The organism is Cronobacter sp. HA18006 (assembly GCF_011605445.1).
GTDB lineage: Bacteria > Pseudomonadota > Gammaproteobacteria > Enterobacterales > Enterobacteriaceae > Cronobacter > Cronobacter sakazakii.
Window position 1 is genome coordinate 17,935 of the sequence record NZ_JAANQB010000020.1, and the last position, 17,486, is coordinate 35,420.

At 58.0% G+C, this 17,486-nt stretch carries 11 protein-coding genes; 5 read left to right on the forward strand and 6 right to left on the reverse strand.

Going from position 1 to position 17,486, the window contains the following annotated elements; all coding sequences use genetic code 11:
• Positions 1 to 45: 45 nt before the first annotated feature.
• The 4 genes from gsiD to gsiA all read right to left on the reverse strand — a co-directional run bounded on the left by gsiD (position 46) and on the right by gsiA (position 5,500).
• A complete protein-coding gene (gene gsiD, locus G9X48_RS09165) occupies positions 46 to 957 on the reverse strand; it encodes a glutathione ABC transporter permease GsiD (RefSeq protein ID WP_097640703.1) in 912 nt (303 codons plus the stop codon).
• Positions 958 to 959: 2 nt separating this feature from the next.
• Complete coding sequence (gene gsiC / locus G9X48_RS09170; RefSeq protein ID WP_004388438.1) at positions 960 to 1,880, reverse strand: glutathione ABC transporter permease GsiC; 921 nt, start codon at positions 1,878 to 1,880, stop codon at positions 960 to 962.
• A gap of 177 nt (positions 1,881 to 2,057) precedes the next feature.
• Positions 2,058 to 3,596, reverse strand: a complete 1,539-nt coding sequence (gene gsiB, locus G9X48_RS09175; RefSeq protein WP_097640702.1) for a glutathione ABC transporter substrate-binding protein GsiB — start codon at positions 3,594 to 3,596, stop codon at positions 2,058 to 2,060.
• Positions 3,597 to 3,625: 29 nt separating this feature from the next.
• Positions 3,626 to 5,500, reverse strand: a complete 1,875-nt coding sequence (gene gsiA / locus G9X48_RS09180) for a glutathione ABC transporter ATP-binding protein GsiA (RefSeq protein WP_097640701.1) — start codon at positions 5,498 to 5,500, stop codon at positions 3,626 to 3,628.
• Between the two features lie 235 nt (positions 5,501 to 5,735).
• On the opposite strand from gsiA, the gene moeA reads away from it, so the two are divergent.
• Positions 5,736 to 6,965, forward strand: a complete 1,230-nt coding sequence (gene moeA / locus G9X48_RS09185) for a molybdopterin molybdotransferase MoeA (RefSeq protein WP_097640700.1) — start codon at positions 5,736 to 5,738, stop codon at positions 6,963 to 6,965.
• Between the two features lies 1 nt (position 6,966).
• Positions 6,967 to 7,725, forward strand: a complete 759-nt coding sequence (gene moeB, locus G9X48_RS09190) for a molybdopterin-synthase adenylyltransferase MoeB (RefSeq protein WP_097640699.1) — start codon at positions 6,967 to 6,969, stop codon at positions 7,723 to 7,725.
• On the opposite strand, the gene G9X48_RS09195 is transcribed toward moeB, so the two are convergent.
• Positions 7,722 to 8,792, reverse strand: a complete 1,071-nt coding sequence (locus G9X48_RS09195) for a LacI family DNA-binding transcriptional regulator (RefSeq protein ID WP_004388443.1) — start codon at positions 8,790 to 8,792, stop codon at positions 7,722 to 7,724. The genes moeB and G9X48_RS09195 overlap by 4 nt on opposite strands.
• A gap of 305 nt (positions 8,793 to 9,097) precedes the next feature.
• Here G9X48_RS09195 and G9X48_RS09200 point away from each other — a divergent pair, with 305 nt between their 5' ends.
• The 3 genes from G9X48_RS09200 to G9X48_RS09210 all read left to right on the forward strand — a co-directional run bounded on the left by G9X48_RS09200 (position 9,098) and on the right by G9X48_RS09210 (position 15,675).
• Positions 9,098 to 10,408, forward strand: a complete 1,311-nt coding sequence (locus G9X48_RS09200) for an MFS transporter (protein WP_097640698.1) — start codon at positions 9,098 to 9,100, stop codon at positions 10,406 to 10,408.
• Positions 10,409 to 10,418: 10 nt separating this feature from the next.
• On the forward strand, positions 10,419 to 12,782 hold the full coding sequence (locus G9X48_RS09205; RefSeq protein ID WP_105629529.1) for a glycoside hydrolase family 31 protein: 2,364 nt from the start codon (positions 10,419 to 10,421) through the stop codon (positions 12,780 to 12,782).
• A gap of 748 nt (positions 12,783 to 13,530) precedes the next feature.
• Positions 13,531 to 15,675, forward strand: coding sequence for a filamentous hemagglutinin N-terminal domain-containing protein (locus G9X48_RS09210; RefSeq protein ID WP_097640696.1), 2,145 nt, complete (start codon positions 13,531 to 13,533; stop codon positions 15,673 to 15,675).
• Positions 15,676 to 15,757: 82 nt separating this feature from the next.
• Here the strand turns inward: G9X48_RS09210 and G9X48_RS09215 are convergent, their stop codons facing one another.
• Entirely contained in the window at positions 15,758 to 17,350 is a 1,593-nt protein-coding gene (locus G9X48_RS09215; RefSeq protein WP_004388447.1) for an ABC-F family ATPase, read from the reverse strand.
• Positions 17,351 to 17,486 lie beyond the last annotated feature (136 nt).

Genomic DNA, 17,486 nt, shown 5'->3' on the forward strand with positions numbered 1-17,486 from the left:
AGCTTGCGCACCCGCCATCCCGACACGCGCCCACCACTTCCCGCACTACCCCTTAATCTTCGGATCCAGCGCGTCGCGCAGCCCGTCGCCCAACAGATTAAACGCCAGCACCGTCAGGAAAATCGCAAGGCTCGGGAATATCGCCACGTGCGGGGCCATCACCATGTCCGCGCGGGCCTCGTTCAACATCGCGCCCCACTCCGGCGTCGGCGGCTGCGCGCCAAGCCCCAGAAACGACAAACTGGCGGCGGAGATAATCGACGTGCCGATACGCATGGTGAAATAGACCACAATCGACGACACCGTGCCCGGCAGGATATGCCGGAACAGAATGGTGGCATCAGACGCACCGATACTGCGCGCCGATTCAATAAACGTCTGATGCTTCAGCACCAGCGTATTGCCGCGCACCAGGCGAGCAAAGGCCGGGATACTGAATATCGCCACGGCGATAATGACGTTCGCCATCCCGCTGCCCATCACCGCCACCACGGCGATAGCGAGCAAAATGCCCGGAAAGGCGAACAGCACGTCGCAGACGCGCATGATCACGCGGTCCCACCAGCCTTCGTAAAAGCCCGCCAGCAGCCCCAGCACAGTACCGATAATCGCGCCCGTCAGCACCGCAAACACCCCGGCGGCGAGCGAAATCCGCGCGCCGACAATCACGCGGCTGAAAATATCGCGCCCCAGCGAATCGACACCGAACCAGTGCACCATCGATGGCCCTTCATTCAGACGGTCATAATCGAAATAGTTTTCGGCGTCGAACGGCGCAATCCACGGCGCGAACAGCGCCAGCGCGATAAGCAGTAGCACAAAACCGCCCGCCACCAGCGCCACCGGCTGGCGCTTCAGACGATGCCAGAACTCATGCCACGGCGTGCGCGTCTGGTGCGGGCGAACGGTAGGCAGGCCGTTTAAAATCGCCTGTCGGCGCCAGTTGAAAAGTCGCATCCTTACTTGTACCTGATAGCCGGGTTAATGGCGGCGTAGAGCACATCCACCACTAAGTTGATAAGAATAAATTCGAGCGAGAACAGCAGCACTTCGGCCTGAATGACCGGATAGTCGCGCATCTCTACGGAATCGACCAGCAGACGCCCCAGCCCCGGCCAGTTAAAGACTTTCTCCACCACGATTGAGCCGCCCAGCAGAAAGCCGAACTGTAAGCCCATCATAGTGACAACCGGGATCATCGCGTTGCGCAGGCCATGTTTCAGGATAACCCACTTTTCGCTTACCCCTTTGGCGCGGGCGGTGCGCATATAATCCTCTCCCAGCACATCCACGAAAGAGGCGCGGGTAAAGCGCGCCATGACCGCCGCCACGGCCGCGCCAAGCGTCAGCGACGGCAGAATATAGTGCCGCCAGCTGTCGGCGCCCACGGTGGGCAGCCACCCGAGCTGCACCGAAAAGATATGCATCAGCAGCATACCGAGGGCAAACGCAGGGAACGAAATGCCGGAGACCGCAAGCGTCATGCTCAGACGGTCTGGCCAGCGGTTGCGCCAGACCGCCGCGACAATCCCGGCGGCGAGCCCGAAGACCATCGCCCAGCTCATGCTGGCAAGGGTCAGCCAGAAAGTCGGCATAAAGCGGCTGGCAATCTCTTCTGAGACCGGACGGCGCGAGACCAGCGAGGTGCCGAAATCGCCGCGCACCACGTTGCTGATGTAGTGCCAGAACTGCTGCCAGAGCGGCTGATCAAGGCCGAGCTGGTGGCGCACCATACCAATGACCTGAGCGTCGGCCTCAGGCCCGGCGACGAGGCGCGCCGGATCGCCCGGCAGCAGATGAACGAACAAAAACACCAGCACCGCCACGATGAGCAGCGTCGGGATGAGCCCCAGCAGGCGTTTTATGATGTAGCTAAACATGCGAAACCCTGTTTTCCTTCATGAACGCGTCTTCTTGTATGGGATTGATATTGTGCCGCTGGCGGGTGCGCTTCGCTTACCCGCCCCAAAGCGGTTGGGCGCATAAAAGGTAGGGTGGGTAAGCGTAGCGCACCCACCTTCCGGCCATTTACGCTCGCACCCACCTTCCGGCGACGGTTATTTCAGATCCGCGTCCTCAAAACTAAAGCCCGTATCCGGCATCATGTAAAACCCGGTCAGCGATTTGCTGTGCGCCGAAACCAGTTTTTCCACCACCAGCGGCACCCAGGGCGATTCCTTCCACAGCGTATCCTGCGCGGCTTTATACAGCGCAGCCTTGCGGGTTTTGTCGGTCGTTTTCAACGCGTCGGCGAGATCTTTATCCACCGCCGGGTTGCTGTAAAACGCCGTGTTAAACAGCGTCGGCGGCCAGTTCTGCGAGGCGAAAAGCGGTGACAGCGCCCAGTCGGCCTCGCCGGTCGATGCCGACCAGCCGGTGTAGAACATCCGCACGCCGCTCTCTTTCTGCCCTTTGCCTTCAACTTCCGAGGCGCGCTGGCCCGCGTCCATTGCCGTCACTTTCGCTTTAATGCCCACCTGCGCCAGCTGCTGCTGCGTAAACTGCAACACCTTCTGGGCGGTACTGTGGTTATGCGACGACCAGAGCGTGGTGCTAAAGCCGTTCGGGTAGCCCGCTTCTTTCAGCAACTCCCGCGCTTTGGCCGGGTTGTACGGCCACGGCTGATACTGCTGCGCGAACTCAATCGTCGGCGGCACCACGCCGGTGGCGGGCGTCGCGTAACCTGCAAATGCCACTTTCACCAGCGCCTGACGGTTAATGGCGTAATTGATCGCCTCACGCACTTTCGGGTTATCGAACGGCTTCTGGGTCACGTTCATGCTGATATAGCGCTGCATGATTGACGGCGTTGCCACCAGATCCAGCTTACTGTTTTTCTCAAGCAGGGCGGCCTGCTCGTAAGGGATCGGGAACGCGAACTGCGCTTCGCCGGTTTGCAGCATCGAGGCGCGCGTATTGTTATCCACCACCGGGCGCCAGGTGATGGCGTCAAGCTTCGGCAGCCCCGGCTGCCAGTAGTGGGCGTTTTTCTTCACCTTCACAAAATCGGTCGGGTTCCAGGTCACCAGTTCATATGGCCCGGTGCCGACCGGGTGAAAACCGATCTCTTTGCCATATTTCTCCAGCGCCGCCGGGGAGATCATTGCGGTCGCCGGGTGCGCCAGAATATTGATAAACGCCGAGAACGGCTGTTTCAGGGTAATTTTGATGGTGGTCGGGTCTACCGCCTCGGTGCTGGCGATGTTTTTATACAGGTTATAACGCTTCAGGTGGTTATCCGGATTGCTGGCGCGATCGAGGTTCACCTTTACCGCCGCGGCGTTGAAATCGGTGCCGTCCTGGAACTTCACGCCGCTGCGCAGTTTAATCGTGTAGACCAGCCCGTCATCCGACACGCTGTAGCTTTCCGCCAGCACATTCTGCACTTTCATCGATTTATCGAGGCCAAACAGCCCCTGATAGAACGATTTGGCGACCTGCTGGGAGAGCGTGTCGTTGGCGTCATACGGGTCGAGCGTGGTGAAACTGGAACCCACGGCCACGACAATCTCTTTCTGCGCAAAGGCGGGCGCGGCGGCCAGCGCAGAAGCCAGCCCTGCCGCGGCAAGCCAGCGGCGTGCGATTCGTTGTGTCATCGTCTTCTCCTGAAAGCCGTACCTGAAAATTAAAAGTGGTGGTCCGTCGCCCCGACGGGGTGACGCGCCACATAATGCCCCTGCCCCACCTGCACCAGCGGCGCGACAAACGGCGCGTCGCCTTTCGGGCGCGTGGCGCTTGGAATTTCATCGGAAAGCAGCACAGGCTGACGGCGCGGATGACCAGGGTCAGCCACCGGTACTGCCGCCATCAGCTTGCGGGTGTAAGGATGTTGCGGGTGTTCAAACACCGCGCGGCGCGGGCCTATCTCGACAATCTGTCCGAGATACATCACCGCCACGCGATGGCTGATGCGCTCCACCACCGCCATATCATGCGAAATAAACAGAAACGAAATGCCGAAATCGCGCTGCAAATCGAGCAATAAATTAATGATTTGCGCACGAATTGAGACATCGAGCGCCGAGACCGACTCATCGGCGATCACCACTTTCGGGTTGAGCGCCAGCGCGCGCGCGATGCAGATACGCTGACGCTGCCCGCCAGAGAACTCATGCGGGTAACGCCAGGCGTGCTCGGGCTTCAGCCCCACGCGCTCCAGCAGCCACGCCACGCGCTTGCGCGCCGCCTCGCCGTCGAGCAGCCGGTGCACCAGCAGCGGCTCCATAATCGAATAACCTACCGTCAGGCGCGGATCGAGCGAGGCGTAAGGGTCCTGAAAGATAAACTGCATATCGCGGCGCACCGCCTGCATCGCGCTGTCGGAGAGCGTATCGATGCGCCTGCCGCCAAAGATAATCGAGCCGCCCTGCGTTTCCACGAGCCGCAGCAGCGAGCGCCCGGTGGTTGATTTACCGCAGCCCGATTCGCCCACCAGCGACAGCGTCTCGCCGGGCCAGAGGTCAAAACTCACTTTCTCTACGGCATGCACTTCGCGCTTCACGCGGTTAAAGATGCCGCTGCGCACCGGAAAGCGCGTCACGAGATCGCGCACCTGAAGAATCGGCTCGCTGTCCGGCACCACGGTATCCTGCTCGGCGTCAGGCGGTTCCATGTCACACCGCGGCGCGTGATTAAGCGGGAATTTACGCGGCAAATCGGTGCCGTTCATCGCCCCCAGGCGCGGCACGGCGGCCAGCAGAGAGCGGGTATACGGGTGCGCCGGGCGGCGAAAAATCTCCTCGACGCTGCCGGATTCCACCGCCTCGCCCTGATACATCACCAGTACCCGGTCGGCCATATTGGCGACCACGCCCATATCATGGGTGATAAAAATCACACCCATCGACATCTCCTGCTGCAAGACGCGGATAAGCTGAAGGATTTGCGCCTGAATGGTGACGTCCAGCGCCGTGGTCGGTTCGTCGGCGATAAGCACCGCCGGGCGGCACGAGAGCGCCATCGCGATCATCACGCGCTGGCGCATCCCGCCGGAAAGCTGGTGTGGAAAGCGCGCCAGCATCGCTTCGGACTCGGGGATACGCACTAAATCGAGCATCCGTTTGGCTTCGCGCATCGCTCTTTCGCGCCCGAACCCCTGATGCAGGCGAATGGATTCGGCAATTTGCTCACCCACCGGAAAGACGGGGTTCAGGGAGGTCATCGGCTCCTGAAAAATCATCGCCATGTCAGCCCCGCGCACGTCGCGCATCTGTTTCTGGCTGAAGGTGCGCAGATCAATCACCTGTTCGCTGCGCCGGCGCAGCAGCAGCGGGCCGCTCTCCATTTCGCCGCCCGCCTGTTCAATCAGGCGCATCAGCGAGAGCGCCGTGACCGATTTCCCCGAGCCGGACTCCCCGACAATCGCCAGCGTTTCGCCGCGTTTCAGGCTAAACGAGAGCTGACGCACCGCGTCGGTAGTGCCGCTTTCATCTTTAAAACGCACGCTCAGGCCGGAAACCGATAACACCTGTTCTTCAGGCAAAACGTCACTTTTAGGCACTGCGGTTCCTCGCTGGTGATGGTTCGGCGCGTAAGTATTCAGCAAAATTATTCTCAGGCGGCTGCGTTTTTTCTATAAATATCATTATCGTCGCCGCGCTTTCAGACGAATTTTGAATATAGAAAGAGGCAAATGTGATGTAAAGCCCGGCGGGCGGCGTAAAGGGCGAAACATACATCCCTACCGCCCTTTCTGTCATAATAGGCGCTTTGTGATTGTCGCGCTGGAGTGAAACATGGAACCGACCGCCGGACTGATGTCCCTGGAAACCGCCCTTGAGGAGATGCTCTCCCGCATCATTCCCCTGAATGAGACGCAGACGCTGCCGCTGCTTAAAAGCATGGGCCGGGTGACAGCGCGCGCCGTGACCTCGCCGCTGGACGTACCGGGCTTTGATAACGCCGCGATGGATGGCTACGCCGTGCGTCTCGCGGATGTCACGTCCGGCGCGTGGCTGCCGGTGGCGGGCAAAGCGTTCGCGGGCCAGCCGTTTAGCGGCGAATGGCCGAAAGGCACGGCTATCCGCATCATGACCGGCGCGCCGGTGCCGCCGGGCTGTGAAGCCGTCATCATGCAGGAAGAGGCGCAGACCAGCGACGCGGGCGTGCGCTTTACCGCTGACGTGCGCGCGGGCCAGCATATCCGCCGTCGCGGCGAAGATATTCGCCAGGGCGCGGTGGTAATGGAAGCAGGCCAGAAACTGAGCGCCGCCGAACTGCCGCTCCTTGCCTCGCTGGGCATTGCGGAAGTGGACGTGGTGCGCAAGCCGCGCGTCGCCATTTTCTCCACCGGCGATGAGCTCCAGCTTCCCGGCCAGCCGCTCGCGGAAGGCCAGATTTACGACACCAACCGTCTCGCGGTACACCTGATGCTCGACGCGCTCGGTTGTGACGTGGTGAACCTCGGCATTATCCGCGACGACCCGAACGCCCTGCGCGCCGCGTTTCAGGAAGCCGACCGCGAGGCCGATCTGGTGTTAAGCTCCGGCGGCGTTTCCGTCGGCGAAGCGGACTACACCAAAACGCTGCTTGAAGAGCTTGGCGAAATCGGCTTCTGGAAACTCGCCATCAAGCCTGGCAAACCGTTCGCCTTTGGCCGCCTTGCCAGTAGCTGGTTCTGCGGGCTGCCGGGCAACCCGGTTTCCGCCGCCGTCACGTTCTATCAACTGGTGCGCCCGCTGATTGCGAAACTGAGCGGCCAGAAGGATGTGTTCACGCCGCGCCTGCGCGTGCGGGCGGCGACGCGGCTGAAAAAATCCCCCGGCCGACTCGATTTCCAGCGCGGCGTGCTGCGCACCGGCGCGGACGGCCTGCCGGAAGTGGTGAGTACCGGCCATCAGGGCTCGCATATTTTCAGCTCCTTCACCCAGGGCAACTGCTTTATCGTGCTGGAGCGCGAGCGCGGCAACGTCGAGCCGGGCGAATGGGTTGAGGTTGAGCTCTTTAACCACCTGTTCGGAGGCTGAGATGACCGAGGCGTTAAGCGATGCCGAGATGCTGCGCTATAACCGGCAAATCATCCTGCGGGATTTCGATTTCGACGGCCAGGAGCGGCTTAAGGCCGCGCGCGTGCTGGTGGTGGGCCTCGGCGGTCTTGGCTGCGCGGCCGCGCCTTATCTGGCCGCGGCGGGCACCGGCAGGCTGACGCTGCTTGATTTCGATACCGTCGCGCTCTCCAATCTCCAGCGCCAGGTGCTGCACCGCGACGCCACCATCGGCCAGCCGAAGGTGGAATCGGCGCGTGAGGCACTTGCCGCCATTAACCCGCACTGCGTTATCGAAACGGTCAACGCACAGCTCGATGACGCCGCGCTCGCGGCACTTATCGCCCGCCATGACCTGGTGCTCGACTGCACCGATAACGTGGCGACGCGCAATCAGCTAAACGCCGCCTGTTTCCATCATAAGGTGCCGCTGGTCTCCGGCGCGGCTATCCGCATGGAGGGCCAGATCAGCGTCTTTACGTGGCAGCCCGACGCACCGTGCTACCGCTGCCTGAGCCGTCTTTTTGGCGAGAACGCGCTGACCTGCGTGGAAGCGGGCGTGATGGCTCCGCTGGTGGGCGTGATTGGCTCCCTGCAGGCGATGGAAGCCATTAAAGTGCTGACGCGTTATGGCGAGCCGTGCGCCGGAAAGCTGGTTATCTATGACGCGCTGCGCACGCAGTTTCGCGAGATGAAACTGGCGCGCAACCCGCACTGCGAGGTCTGCGGCGACGGGCGTTAATCATACAGGCCGTCGCGCTGCACGCTGGCGCTCCCCCGCCCGGGCCTGACGCGGCGCACCGATTCACGCACGTCCAGCGTGCCGTTCAAAAGCAGCGTGCCGACCGCCGCCTGCGGGCGGATAAGCCGCTGCTGCAGCATCAACACCGCCTCTTCGCCGAGCGCGTCGCGCGGCACATGCACCGCCGTCAGCGGCACATCTTCAATCGCCGCCAGGTTAAAGGCGTCGATGCTCATTACGGAAATGTCCTGCGGCACCCGTAGCCCGGCGTTTTGTAACGCTTTCACGGCACCTGCCGCCATAAAATCCCCGCCCACCAGCAGCGCGCCGGGAAGCGCCGCCGCGGGCGTTTCCTCAAGAAACCGCGTGACCAGCGCCTCGCTACCCCGCGCGCTGAAATCGGGCGCGGTCAGCAAATGGCGCGTCTCGTCAAACGCCAGATTCTGCGCCTCCCACGCGTCGCGGATGCCCGCCAGACGCAGCTCCATCGTATAGCGCCGCAGGCACAGCACGTTCAGCACCTCGCGATGGCCCATCTCAAAGAGATAGCGTGCCGCGTTTTCGCCAATTGCCCGGTGATCCGGCGCGACCGCCGGCAGGCGCATTTTGCGATCGCGGCAGTTGATCAGCACGCACGGTTTGCCCACGTCACACGCCAGATCGTGAATGTGCGGATCGTCGATGCCGAGCAGCAGCGCCGCCTCGGTCTGCGGATCGTTCATTCGCGCGAGAAACAGATTGGCGTCGGCGTCGTTTTCCTCCAGCGCGCAGTAGCGCAGCCGCACTTCGTGAGGCTCCAGCGCTTTGTTGATGCTCTGGATCACGCGGTAATAAAAGATGTCGGACCGCTCATCAAACGCGCGGCGCGGCGCGAACACGACCAGACTGTTCAGCAGCAGCCTGCCAGCCGCCATATCCTCCAGCACGCCCAGCGCTTTGGCGCACTCCCGCACCCGGCGGCGCGCTTTTTCGCTGGTATTGGCTTTACCCGCCAGCACGCGGGAAACGGTGCTGAGCGACAGGCCGGTTTGTTCGGCGATCCGGGCCACCTGGAGCTTTTTACTCATTTTGTGATCCATCTCCGGTTGTGAAATGAAAAATTTTTCACGGCTGGTTTTAACGATATATCCGTGCCAGCAGGGCTTCTTTTAACACATCACTGTGAATGATGAAAATTCTTGCATAAAAGAGGCTACTACCATTCCAGATGCTGCTCTACTCTCAGGTTGTCGTACAACTTTTATCGAAAACGTGTATGACAAACCCTACAAAAAGCATTTTAATTCAAATAAATAGCGGTCTCTGCTGTGGTTTCCGGCGCGTCCGGAATGCGAGTTGTTATACCCGTCAGGCTAACCGTGGAGAAGAATAAATGAGTCAGAGCATTAATCAGGATGTCGGCGCGGTGAAAACCCGAACCCGCCGCGCCATCCGCCATCTGCGCTGGTGGGTGCTGGTGCTGTTTTTAATGGGCGTGACCGTCAACTACATCACCCGTAACTCCCTCGGCATTCTTGCGCCGGAGCTGAAAGAGAGCCTGAGCATCACCACTGAGCAATACTCTTATATCGTCGGCGCGTTCCAGCTCGCCTATACCCTGTTTCAGCCGCTGTGCGGCTGGCTGATTGACGTGATTGGCTTAAAGCTTGGCTTTCTGATTTGCGCCTCCATCTGGGCGCTGATGTGTATTTTCCACGCCGGGGCCGGCAGCTGGCTGCATCTGGCTATCCTGCGCTTCTTTATGGGCGCGGCGGAAGCGGCGGCCACGCCCGCCAACGCCAAAACGCTCGGCGAATGGTTTCCGAAAAAAGAGCGCCCGGTCGCCGCAGGCTGGGCGGGCGTCGGGTTCTCCATCGGCGCGATGCTCGCACCGCCGATTATTTACTTCGCGCATATCTCCTTCGGCTGGCAGGGCGCGTTTTTGTTTACCGGCGTGCTGGCGCTGGCCTGGGTGGTGCTGTGGTGGCTCTTTTATCACAACCCGGAAAAACACCCGCGCCTGAGCCAGGAGGAGCTGGCCTTCATTCGCCAGGATAACGAGCCGCCGCCGGTGCGCCTGCCCTTCTTCACCGCGCTGAAAACCGTCGCCAAAAACAAACGCTTTTATGGCATCGCCATCCCGGCGTTTATGGCCGAACCCGCCTGGGCGGTGATGAGCTTCTGGGTGCCGCTGTACCTCGCTAAAGAACACGGCATGGATCTTAAGCAGATTGCCATGTTCGCCTGGCTGCCGTTTCTCGCCGCCGATTTAGGCTCGGTCGCAAGCGGTTATCTCACGAAGCTGTATGTACGCGTCTTCGGCTGCACGCAGATCAACTCGGTGGTGGCAAGCTCGGTGACCGGCGCGTTCCTCATGGTGTCGCTCGCGATTGTCACCATTACCAAAGACCCGTACATCACCATCATTCTTATCTCCATCGGCGGCTTCGGGCATCAGATTATCTCCTGCATGCTGAGCGCGCTGGTGGTGGAATCGTTCGATCGCGGCCAGATGGCCACCGTGAACGGGATGCGCGGCTCCTGCGCCTGGATTGCGAGCTTCCTGTTCTCACTGATTATCGGGGTGACCGCCGACAAAATCGGCTTCAACCCGCTGTTTGTCGCCATGGGGTTCTTTGACCTGATTGGCGCTGTGTTCCTGGTTGCCTTTATTGCCGAGCGCCGCAACAAGCGCGCTTCATAGGGAGATGTTGATGAAAACCCTCAAACACTGGAAATTCACCCATTCCGACGACCACCACGTCGAGCTGACCGTCGATGATGCCCATACGCTCTGCCTGTGGGTGCTGGAGCCGGGCCTGTTCCGCGTGGCGGTGAAACGCCGCGGTGAGTATGCACTCAACCGCACGTGGAGCATTGCACCTTCCGACGACACGCCGTGGGAAGGCCGCCCGCGCGACAGTCTCGACGGCTTTAGCCTGCCGGGCTTTACGCTTGACGAAACGCCGGAGCGCCTCGTCATCAGCAGCGATAAACTGCGCGTAACGGTGCATCAGCCGCTGTGGCTGGAGTGGCATTACCGCGACGATAACGGCCAGTGGCAGTTTCTTACCAGCGATCGCCCCACCAGCGCTTATCTTATCAACGCGCATGGCGACGGCGTGGCGCACTATCAGCGCCGCCAGAAAGATGACCGCTATTACGGGCTGGGCGAAAAAGCGGGCAACCTGGAGCGCACCGGCCGCCGCTTCGAGATGCGTAACCTGGACGCTATGGGCTATAACGCCGCCAGCACCGATCCGCTGTATAAACATATTCCGTTTACCATTACCCGCCGCGCGCAGGTGAGCTTCGGCCTGTTTTACGACAACCTGAGCAGTTGCTGGCTCGATCTCGGTAATGAGATAGACAACTATCACCTCCCCTACCGCCGCTGGCAGGCCGAGGCGGGCGATATCGATTACTACCTGTTCGTCGGCCCGCGCGTGCTGGATGTCACCAAAGCCTTTGTGCGCCTGACCGGTAAAACGCTGTTCGGCCCGAAATGGAGCCTCGGCTACAGCGGCTCAACGATGCATTACACCGACGCGCCGGATGCGCAGAACCAGTTGATGAATTTTATTCGCCTGTGTGAAGAACACGCGATCCCGTGCGACTCCTTCCAGCTCTCGTCGGGTTACACCTCCATCAATAACAAGCGCTATGTCTTTAACTGGAACTACGACAAAGTGCCGCAGCCGAAAGCGATGAGCGCGGCGTTCCATGACGCCGGGCTGAAGCTTGCCGCCAACATCAAGCCCTGCCTGTTGCAGGATCACCCGCGCTATGAGGAGGTCGCGCAGCAGGGGCTGTTTATTCGCGATTCCGAAACCGACGCGCCGGAGCGCTCCAGCTTCTGGGATGACGAAGGCTCGCATCTTGATTTCACTAACCCGGCGACCATCGCCTGGTGGCAGAACGGCGTCACCACCCAGCTGCTGGAGATGGGCATCGACTCCACCTGGAATGACAATAACGAATATGAAGTCTGGGATGGCGAAGCGCGCTGCCACGGCTTCGGCGAGCCGGTAGCCATTAAACATATCCGTCCGGTGATGCCGCTCCTGATGATGCGCGCCTCGATGGAAGCCCAGCAGGCTTTCGCACCAGAGAAACGCCCGTACCTGATTTCACGCTCCGGCTGCGCCGGGATGCAGCGCTACGTACAGACCTGGAGCGGCGATAACTGCACCAGCTGGCAGACGCTGCGCTACAACATTCGCATGGGGCTTGGCATGAGCCTGTCAGGGCTCTACAACGTCGGCCACGATGTCGGCGGTTTCTCCGGCGATAAACCGGACGCGGAACTCTTCGTGCGCTGGGTACAGAACGGCGTGATGCATCCGCGCTTTACCATTCACTCATGGAATGACGATCGCACCGTTAACGAGCCGTGGATGTACCCGGCGGTGACGCCCGCTATTCGCAGCGCCATTGAACTGCGCTACCGTCTGCTGCCTTATCTTTACACGCTGCTGTGGCAGGCGCATGCCGATGACGAGCCGATGCTGCGCCCGACGTTCCTCGACCACGAACACGACCCGCAGACCTTCCGTGAATGCGACGAGTTTATGCTGGGGCGCGACGTGCTGGTAGCGAGCGTGGTGGAGCCAGGCGCGCGCAACCGCACGCTCTGGCTGCCTGCGAATGACCACGGCTGGTACGATTTCCATACCGGCCAGTGGTATGCCGGCGGTCAGTGGGTGACGCTGGACGCGCCGCTGGAACGTCTGCCGTTGCTGGTGCGCGCAGGCAGCGGCCTGCCGCTTAGCGCGCGCCTGCGTCATGTGGATGCGCAGCGCGACGACGCGCGCGAGCTGAAGCTCTACCCGTTGCCGGGCAGCGGCCAAAGTGCGGGCCTGTTGTTTGAGGATGACGGCGAAAGCTGGGGCTATCGCGAGGGGAACGCGCTGTGGGTGAACTGGCAGATGCAATGCAGCGCCGACGCTATTCACCTGACGTTCTCGACAACCGGCGATTACCAGCCCGCGTGGCAGGCCATTGACGTGACGCTGCCTGAAAATGAACGCCGTACACTCTATATCAACGGTCAACCCGGGCAGCGCTGGACGCGCTAATACGTCACAAACCGCTGTTATCCTTACGCCGCCGCTATGTTGCTGCGGCGTTTTTTTTGGTTTTTTTGAATAACGCGCGCCGTCATGTTAATTCCATTATTAATGACTGAATAATAAATTCATTCATTCGGCATAAATATCCAAAAACATAATGACGACGAAAAAGTGTGTCGGTGCGTCACATTTTATTTTTGTTATTAATCCCGGTGATTATTCACGACGATACATCATCCGGAATCAGACTTTTCTTCGTGCTTCACTCAACGAGCTAAACCTCCATTATCTTTATAAAAATCAATAAAATATTATAAATATCCTTTTCAAAAATTATTCATTTATCTGATAACTTTCAATGAGTCATTGATTGATAAGTAAAAACATTTAACTGCCCCCTACCCATCGGTATTAACCATCTGACTTGATAAAATCTCTTTGTTACCGTCACCGCCAGTGCTTTTCTGGTACTTTTTTTGGAACTTGCAGCGGCCTTTTGCTTTTTACCTATAACGCCATGATTAAGAAAATAAGGCGAAAGGCTGCATTTACATTATCGTTATTACGCAAGCGTGTTTTAATCACCCACATGGAGCGTGGAGGAATATCCCCGGCTAATTTCATTACTGCTTATTTTTGCGCGGAATAACCAGCGCGTCATAGTGTTTTTTATGTTTCTCAGCAAGAGAAAAACCGGTCTGCCTGCAATTAAGGCGGCAGGCTATTTTATTTTCTGTTAAATGAAGGATTATTTATGAAAATGTCTGTATCGTCGCCACAATATCGCATCAGCGCACTTTGCCTGGGCACCTGGATGGCGCTCGGAATGGTGACTTACGCGAATGCCGCCATTGTGGTCGATCAACAAAAATCGCCTGATACCACGGTCAATGTTGCGGGTAATGGTGCGACAGTCGTTGATGTGAGCGCCCCTTCCAGTGGCGGCGTTTCCCATAACTACTACAAACAGTTCGACGTTAACAGCGCGGGTGTCGTGCTCAATAACGGTGCCGGCAGCAGTAACACGACGCTTGCGGGCAACGTCAACGGCAACGCGAATATGTCACACGGTAGCGCCAGCGTCATTTTAAACGAAGTGGCGTCATCCAGCCCCAGCCAGTTAAACGGCATGGTGGAAGTCGCAGGAAAAAAAGCGGCGGTCATTATCGCCAACCCGTCGGGTATTACCTGTGACGGCTGCGGTTTCATTAATACCAGTCGCTCAACGCTGGTCACCGGCACCGTTGACATGACCGCCGGCAAAGTCAGCAACTTTAAGGTCACTGATGGCAAAATCGTGATTACCGGCAAAGGGATGGACGATCGTGGAACGGACTACACCGATCTCATCTCTCGCTCCGCGGTTATTAACGCACAGTTGACGGCGCGCGAACTGCGTATCGTCACCGGCACCAATAAAGTTAATTATAAAACGCTGAATACGAAGAAAATCCTGCCGGATCTCTTTAGCGACGAGCCATCCCTGGCACTGGATGTGTCCAGTCTCGGGGGGATGTATGCCAATAAGATTCAGCTTATTGGTACGGAAAACGGCGTGGGGGTACGCAACAACGGCATTATCTCTACTGCGGCGCAGGACATTTCTATTTCAGTAGACGGTAAGCTCGAAAACAACAATATTATTTCTGCGAATACCGATTTGCTGATCGATACCAATCAGCATGATGTCGATAACGATAATGGCCGCCTTCAGGCCGAACGTAATCTCGCCATCGCCAGCAGCAAGCTTGATAACAACAACAACGGCCTGATTACTGCTAAAGACATTAATATCAACACACACGGCAATACGCTGGATAATAACGGCAGGGGTATTATTGCGAGCGGCAGTATCAACATCGCTGCGGGTGATATTACCAACGGCAGCCGTATCACAGGTAATGATGACCTCACGATAAGCGCCGGAACGCTGAATAACCGCGGCGAAATAAGCGCCAATACGGTGTCCATTACCGCAGGAAAACTCAACAACCAGGATCTGATTCAGGCGCAGCAGGCGCTGACGATTGTGAGCGACACGCTGGAAAACGAAAAAGACGGGCTTATCAGCAGTGGAACCGACACACGGCTTCAGACTCATGACATTCGCAACCGCGGCAAAATCTATGCGCAAGGCGCGCTGGATGCCTATGCGTCCCATTCGCTGGATAACGAACAGGGCACCCTTGCGGCCATCGGGAATATGACGCTGGATACCAAAACATTATCCAATACCGCCGGTAGCATTTTTAGCGCCAGACAGCTGGATATTGTTGCCGACAAGATTGATAACAGCGCAGGTTTATTTACCGAGGGAGGGACAATCGCCGGTAACACTGTTACGGTCAGCAGCGGATATTTCAATAATGACAAAGGGACAGTGAAAGGTAATAAGATCTATCTGCAGGGCGATACGTTTGATGTCGGTAACGGTCATATTGCGGCAACCGGCGATATTACGGTTAACGCGGATGACGATTTCTATGTAAATAACCACGGCTCTGTGGAATCGAAAGCAGGAAATATTAACATCAATGCTGCCGACAATTTCTCAAACGACGGCACCATCAAAGCGGCCGGGGCGATTAACCTTAATAGCAGCACATTCTCCAACAAAGGCAGCATCTCTACCGGCGATAAAATCGCAATTTACGCGGCAAAATCGTTCGAGAATGAAAACCACGGTTATATCAACGGTCGCAACGGACTGTCGATTGAGGCGGTGAATACGCTCGATAACGAAGGTTCGCTCTATTCCTACGATACGATCACGCTGCGCTCACATAAAGTCACTAACCATAGCGGTGCTAAAATCTCCAGCGACGATAATGAGATCTTTACCGATCGCTTTGTGAATCATGGCCGCATCGAAGGATATTACGATCTGCACGATTATTAATCAATTATTGCGATTCTGAAACCTGACGAAAAAAAACGGGTAGTCATCTGACTACCCGTTATTGTTTTAATGCGGCGAATCGTTATTCGATGCCTTTGCTGCGCAGATAATCTTCGTAACCGCCGGAGAAATCCACCACGCGTTCCGGGGTAATTTCAATCACGCGGGTCGCGAGAGAGCTAACGAATTCACGGTCGTGGGAGACGAAAATCAGCGTGCCCTGGTACATCTCCAGCGCGGCGTTCAGCGATTCGATCGACTCCATATCCAGGTGGTTGGTCGGTTCGTCCATCACCAGAATGTTCGGTTTTTGCATCATCAGCTTGCCGAACAGCATACGGCCCTTTTCACCACCGGAGAGCACTTTGGCGGGCTTTTTGATGTCGTCCTGGCTGAACAGCAGACGTCCGAGAATGCTGCGTACCGCCTGTTCGTCATCACCTTCCTGCTTCCACTGGCTCATCCAGTCGAAAACGGTGAGATCGTTGTCGAACTCATATTCGTGATCCTGCGCGTAGTAGCCAATCTGCGCGTTCTCGGACCATTTCACGGTGCCGTTGTCCGGTTGCAGTTCGCCCACCAGCGTTTTCAGCATGGTGGATTTACCCACGCCGTTGGCGCCGAGGATAGCCAGCTTCTCGCCCACTTCCAGCAGCAGGCCGACGTTTTTAAACAGCGGGCCGTTATCGAAGCCTTTGGTCATGGCCTCCACTTCCAGCGCGTTGCGGAACAGTTTCTTGTCCTGCTCGAAGCGGATAAACGGGTTCTGACGGCTGGAGGCTTTCACCTCTTCCAGTTTGATTTTATCAATCTGGCGGGCACGGGATGTCGCCTGACGGGATTTCGAGGCGTTGGCGCTAAAGCGGCTCACAAACGACTGCAGGTCCGCAATCTGGGCTTTTTTCTTGGCGTTGTCCGCCAGCAGACGCTCGCGCGCCTGGGTCGCCGCGGTCATGTATTCGTCGTAATTGCCCGGATAAACGCGCAGCTCGCCGTAATCGAGATCCGCCATGTGGGTGCAGACCATGTTCAGGAAGTGACGGTCGTGCGAAATGATAATCATGGTGCTGTCGCGATCGTTCAGCGTCTGCTCCAGCCAGCGAATGGTGTCGATGTCCAGGTTGTTCGTCGGTTCGTCGAGCAGCAGGATATCCGGGTTAGAGAACAGCGCCTGCGCCAGCAGCACACGCAGCTTCCAGCCAGGAGCGACTTCGCTCATCGGGCCGTAGTGCTGCTCCAGCGGAATGCCGACGCCAAGTAGCAGCTCACCCGCGCGGGATTCCGCGCTGTAGCCGTCCATTTCGCCATATTTCACTTCGAGATCGGCCACTTTATAGCCGTCCTCTTCGCTCATCTCCGGCAGACTGTAAATGCGATCGCGCTCCTGCTTCACTTCCCACAGTTCGCTGTGCCCCATGATTACGGTGTCCAGCACGGTATATTGTTCAAACGCGAACTGATCCTGACGCAGCTTACCGATACGTTCGTTAGGGTCGAGCGAAACGTTGCCCGCGCTCGGCTGTAAATCGCCGCCGAGGATTTTCATGAAAGTGGACTTGCCGCTCCCGTTGGCGCCAATCAGACCGTAACGGTTGCCGCCGCCAAACTTGACGGAAATGTTTTCAAACAGCGGCTTACTGCCGAACTGCATGGTGACGTTGCTGGTAACTAACACGCGTAATTCCTGGGTAAGATGTGTGATAAACAACGCATTATGCCATAACTCCGAATTTATTTCCCCCGTCAATGGACTGACTACACTGACTCAGGAATGGGAAAAAAATGTGAATAAGCACACAACTCAATTCCCT